The sequence below is a fragment of the Sedimentitalea sp. XS_ASV28 genome, assembly GCF_041224545.1.
Classification (GTDB): domain Bacteria; phylum Pseudomonadota; class Alphaproteobacteria; order Rhodobacterales; family Rhodobacteraceae; genus Sedimentitalea.
Genome location: NZ_JBGFGP010000169.1, coordinates 1 through 3,566, shown reverse-complemented (window position 1 = coordinate 3,566; position 3,566 = coordinate 1). Strand labels below are relative to the sequence as shown.

The window sequence follows — 3,566 nt, the reverse complement described above, 5'->3', positions numbered from 1 at the left end:
TGGTCGAGCGCTGCTTCAACAAGCTCAAAAACGCCCGGCGCGTCGCCACCCGCTACGACAAGACCGCCGAGAGCTTCCTTGGCTTCATCGACATCACATCTATCCGCCTATGGCTCCGCCATTTGTCAACATGACCTAGATCGCAGCTTTACTGAACAGATATTGTGAAAGCTTCAAAACGCACCAAGGGCTTGAGCGATGATTAACCCGTTCATGCTGATCTTCTTAGGTCATACAATTGCTGCCGGAACTGCTGACGAAGGGCATGTCTTTCTTCATCGAATTGCTGTCAATGTGCATACAGAAGTCGGTTCGCCGGGCCTTATTGAATACATCCGTGTAGGTTATCCAGCCCCGAAGAAAAATGAAGGCGCTTCCAGATCGCGCCAACTCCGGCAGGTAATCTACGGCAGCGGCGTCTGTAATCATCTTTGCGGGCATACCCTTAATAGACGGGCCATTACTCGCTCCATTCTGCGCTTTGACTGGCGGAAGCCTTCTAAGAGCATCACTCAGACTAATTTTAGCGCCGGGTGTCATCAAGACAACGACCTGAAACTCAGTGTGGCAGTCGAACGCAGGAGTTTCGCCAAGATTCTCTATCTGACATTCAGCCCGAACGAACGACTCTTGCCCTGGAGGGATTACCCACTTGAATTTGCTCGCAGTAACATAGGCACGAACCTGCGCCTCTCCAACATCGCGGGCTACGACAGTGGCCTCTTGTGCGGCAATAGTGGCCTTCTCTGCTTCCCTGATGGCTCCTTGCGTTGCATCCAATGTGCACTTCAAGAGCCAAACAGCCCAACCGCTGATCCCGACGCCAACCAAGGCGAGAAAGGCCATTGCCCACTGTGCCCACCCATCCCCCAAGATGATTTCAGGCACCTGGTAAGGCTGTTTGTTGCTTTGGTGGGCAGCGTCTTGATCATGTTCGTCGGTGGGTGGGTTAGTTGGGGAGGCGATAGGTGGAAATACAGGCATTGGGTCGCCGGGGGGTTCGTCGGAGGTTTTAGCCTCGCTTGTTTTTGGTTGTATTTCCTTCTGATCAATATCTTCTTTAGCGTTTAGAGCCAGTGGCAACATCAATCCAAATACAACTGCAATGATCCAACGGCTGACAGACATTGTAACATAAACGCCGCTGAAAACTTCCCCCTGGAAAGCTTGTTGGCGACGTTCACCTCTTTCTCACTGACTCCAATAGCGCCCAGCTTTTCAACAAGTTGAGCGTAAGTCACCCCCTTGCGTTTCAACTCAGCCTTGAGAAGGTTCGCGGCTTTGGATTCCCATTCATTTTGCGTCGGCATGTATCCACCTATGATGTAAAAACTAACATTTGCGATATGTAACCTATTGCAAACAGTATGTCATTATACTATATTCAATATATAGATAACGGATATAGTATACAATGGCACAGCACTTTCTTCTTTCAGCAGCTTCCCGCACTCTCAGCCTTCGTAGCATTTACAAGGCTGGCGAGGATGCCGCTTACAAAGTGTTCTGTGAAATGCGTTGGCCTGAGACAGAAGGCGAAGCTGTTTGCCCGCGTTGTGGATGCTGTGAAGCGTACAACATCACCACCCGACGCAAGTTCAAGTGTAAGGCGTGTCACCACCAGTTCAGTGTGACCAGTGGCACAATCTTTGCCATCCGCAAGATGGACTTCGTTGATCTGCTGGCCGCGATCTGTCTGATCGTGAATGCGTCCAAGGGCATGAGCATGGTTCAGTTGTCTCGTGATCTGGATTGCCAATACAAGACAGCCTTTGTGTTGGCTCACAAGCTGCGTGAAGCAATGGCGCAAGAAATCCAGACCGGCGAAGTGCTGGAAGGTCACGTTGAAATCGATGGTGCGTATTTTGGGGGTCACATCCGCCCTGAGAACCGCAAGGAAGACCGCGTAGACCGTCGCAAGAAAGAACACCAGACCGGCACACGCCGCGTTGTGATCGCCATGCGTGAGCGTGATGGGCGCACACTACCCTTCGTGGCTCAATCTGAGGTTGAGAGCGTTGCGCTGGCAAACGAAAACGTCAGCCGCATGCCCACCATGTCAGCCGATGAAGCCAGCCATTGGGATTTGCTGCACAAGGGCTTTGACGTTGACCGCGTGAACCATAGCGAAGTCTACAGCGACCACGGCAAGCACACCAACATGGTTGAAAGCTTCTTCTCCCGCTTGCGCAACATGGTTGAAGGTCAGCACCACGGCGTCAGCCCGCAGTATCTTTATCAGTACGCAAACCACGCCGCATTGCTGGAAGATAACCGCCGTACTGATAATGGCACACTGGCGCAGATCGTGGTGTCAAACTCGATGGCAGCGCCAGTTTCGCGCACCTGGAAGGGCTATTGGCAGCGGGCGGCTTAATGGCCGAGAATCTTCCCCTCTCTATCAAGCCACACTAGGTAAAAAGTATCATTTGAAAAGAAACCATGAGCGCGGCCAGCGCCCGTGACGTCCAGAGACCATACCTTTTGATCTGGACTCACACCCGCAGGAAGTTTTTTGGCTTTACCCTGATGAGCATGGCAAAAACGCGTGTTCCGAGTGACTTGGCTTTGTGACCATCCTGCCATCTTAGTTACAAAACCAGAGAACTTCTTGAGGTCGGGATTACTCCATGCCGAAAAGCACTCATGGTTTTTCTGAAAATAGCGAAGGCTTACACCAACGGTTTCATGCCGCACTCCGGATGCGGCATCCTCTGTGATCGGGTTCGCTTTAATCTCGCGACCAGATTTAATCGTGAATTTTTTTGATTTCTTTTTTGCCAATTTTAGCCGCGTAAAAATTCCGGATATCTAACTTAGGAATAACAGTGCTGGATGCCGCTTCTGGAGACAAATCGCCGCGCGCACGCTGCCACGGCCCTTCATCATGCGTCATTCGCTCCAATGCCTTGGCGCTGAACTGCCCATATTCGTCATAAACAGCTTCAAGAAAGTTCACCACGTTGGGGTCTGGGTGCGGACCCTTTTCCCGAGGCAGCGCTTCCCATCCGTAACCTCTGTACTTTGCATACAAAGAACGGATCGCGGGACCATGCGCCCAAGCCTCAAAGTCCTCAGCGACAAGTGGTTTGTTGAAGTTTGCAAGAAACCATGCGTCCGCATAGTATACCAGCTTTTGCAGTTTTAGCTGCGTTATGGCCTCACCTGCATCGCGGTCGGCTTGGTTAACAAACCACCGTGCTACGGTCTTGGCGCTGATGGGAGTCCAATCTTCAAACATGTCTCCACCTCCCACGTTCAAGATAACATGTCATTAACAAAATGCAAAAACGGCGACCAGAATGGTGCGTCATTTCTGGCATCCGATGCGCCAAAAACAACCATCTGGCCCAAAACCCTGCACCACATGCCCGTCTTTTTGCTGACGTTGTAGTGCATCCCGCACCCGCTTTAGCACATCGGCGTTGACCTGCCCCCCGCGAAATCCCTCATCATGATGTAGAGTCTGCCCAACCTTGAAGGAGCAGACGAATGCGAAAGAGCCGTTTTACCGAGGCGCAGATTATCGGGATGATCAAGGAGCAAGAGGCGGGCATGCCGACGGC

The 3,566-nt window shown here is 51.8% G+C and carries 6 protein-coding genes; 2 read left to right on the top strand and 4 right to left on the bottom strand.

Features of this window, described 5'->3' with window-relative positions:
- Positions 1–134 (top strand): transposase (locus AB9K34_RS21360; RefSeq protein ID WP_148044812.1); only part of this gene is annotated, 134 nt, incomplete at its 5' end.
- A 91-nt stretch (positions 135–225) separates the two neighbouring features.
- Here AB9K34_RS21360 and AB9K34_RS21355 read toward each other — a convergent pair.
- Positions 226–1,128 carry a hypothetical protein gene (locus AB9K34_RS21355; RefSeq protein WP_369956608.1) on the bottom strand — a complete coding sequence of 301 codons (903 nt, stop codon included), beginning with the start codon at positions 1,126–1,128 and terminating at the stop codon, positions 226–228.
- Positions 1,086–1,310, bottom strand: coding sequence for a DUF6471 domain-containing protein (locus tag AB9K34_RS21350; RefSeq protein ID WP_369956607.1), 225 nt, complete (start codon positions 1,308–1,310; stop codon positions 1,086–1,088). The genes AB9K34_RS21355 and AB9K34_RS21350 overlap by 43 nt, the downstream gene beginning before the upstream one ends.
- 104 nt (positions 1,311–1,414) lie before the next feature.
- On the opposite strand from AB9K34_RS21350, the gene AB9K34_RS21345 reads away from it, so the two are divergent.
- On the top strand, positions 1,415–2,377 hold the full coding sequence (locus tag AB9K34_RS21345; RefSeq protein ID WP_369956606.1) for an IS1595 family transposase: 963 nt from the start codon (positions 1,415–1,417) through the stop codon (positions 2,375–2,377).
- Here AB9K34_RS21345 and AB9K34_RS21340 read toward each other — a convergent pair.
- Together AB9K34_RS21340 and AB9K34_RS21335 are read right to left on the bottom strand one after the other, a co-directional pair.
- Positions 2,374–2,784, bottom strand: coding sequence for a hypothetical protein (locus AB9K34_RS21340; RefSeq protein ID WP_369956604.1), 411 nt, complete (start codon positions 2,782–2,784; stop codon positions 2,374–2,376). The two genes, AB9K34_RS21345 and AB9K34_RS21340, sit on opposite strands and share 4 nt — an antisense overlap.
- Positions 2,750–3,241 carry a Panacea domain-containing protein gene (locus tag AB9K34_RS21335; RefSeq protein ID WP_369956603.1) on the bottom strand — a complete coding sequence of 164 codons (492 nt, stop codon included), beginning with the start codon at positions 3,239–3,241 and terminating at the stop codon, positions 2,750–2,752. Before AB9K34_RS21335 ends, AB9K34_RS21340 begins: the two co-directional genes overlap by 35 nt.
- Positions 3,242–3,566 lie beyond the last annotated feature (325 nt).

What these genes read in the sequence shown, in the direction of transcription:
- AB9K34_RS21355 (WP_369956608.1), bottom strand. Translation starts at nt 1,128, where the DNA reads ATGTCTGTCAGCCGTTGGATCATTGCAGTTGTATTTGGATTGATGTTG.
- AB9K34_RS21350 (WP_369956607.1), bottom strand. Translation starts at nt 1,310, where the DNA reads ATGCCGACGCAAAATGAATGGGAATCCAAAGCCGCGAACCTTCTCAAG.
- AB9K34_RS21345 (WP_369956606.1), top strand. Translation starts at nt 1,415, where the DNA reads ATGGCACAGCACTTTCTTCTTTCAGCAGCTTCCCGCACTCTCAGCCTT.
- AB9K34_RS21335 (WP_369956603.1), bottom strand. Translation starts at nt 3,241, where the DNA reads ATGTTTGAAGATTGGACTCCCATCAGCGCCAAGACCGTAGCACGGTGG.